General features: G+C 68.3%; 1 protein-coding gene. It reads left to right on the forward strand.

Going from position 1 to position 432, the window contains the following annotated elements; all coding sequences use genetic code 11:
* Nucleotides 1–432, forward strand: a 432-nt coding sequence (locus tag ACQRAX_RS25605) for a DEAD/DEAH box helicase (protein ID WP_427867786.1), incomplete at both ends; no start/stop codon positions are given.

Consider the following 432-nt stretch of genomic DNA (forward strand, 5'->3'; position numbering starts at 1 on the left):
GACGACCAGGACCGCGCGATCGGCGACGTGCTCGAGGATCTCGCCGCCGGCCGCCCGATGGACCGGCTGATCGTCGGCGATGTCGGCTTCGGCAAGACCGAGGTGGCGCTGCGTGCTGCCTTCGTCGCGGCGATGGCCGGCATGCAGGTGGCGGTGGTCTGCCCGACCACCCTGCTCGCGCGCCAGCATTTCAACAATTTCACCCAGCGCTTCGAAGGCTTCCCGATCAAGGTGGGCCGCCTCTCGCGCGTGGTGGGCAGCACCGAGATGAAGGCGACCAAGGACGGCGCCGCCGACGGCACGATCGACATCGTCGTCGGCACCCATGCCGTCCTCGCCAAGGGCGTCGAGTTCAAGCGGCTCGGCCTGGTCATCGTCGACGAGGAGCAGCGCTTCGGCGTCACCCACAAGGAGCGGCTGAAGGCAATGAAG

This window comes from Pseudomonas sp. UM16 (assembly GCF_050312595.1).
In the GTDB taxonomy this organism is placed as follows: Bacteria; Pseudomonadota; Gammaproteobacteria; order Pseudomonadales; family Pseudomonadaceae; genus Aquipseudomonas.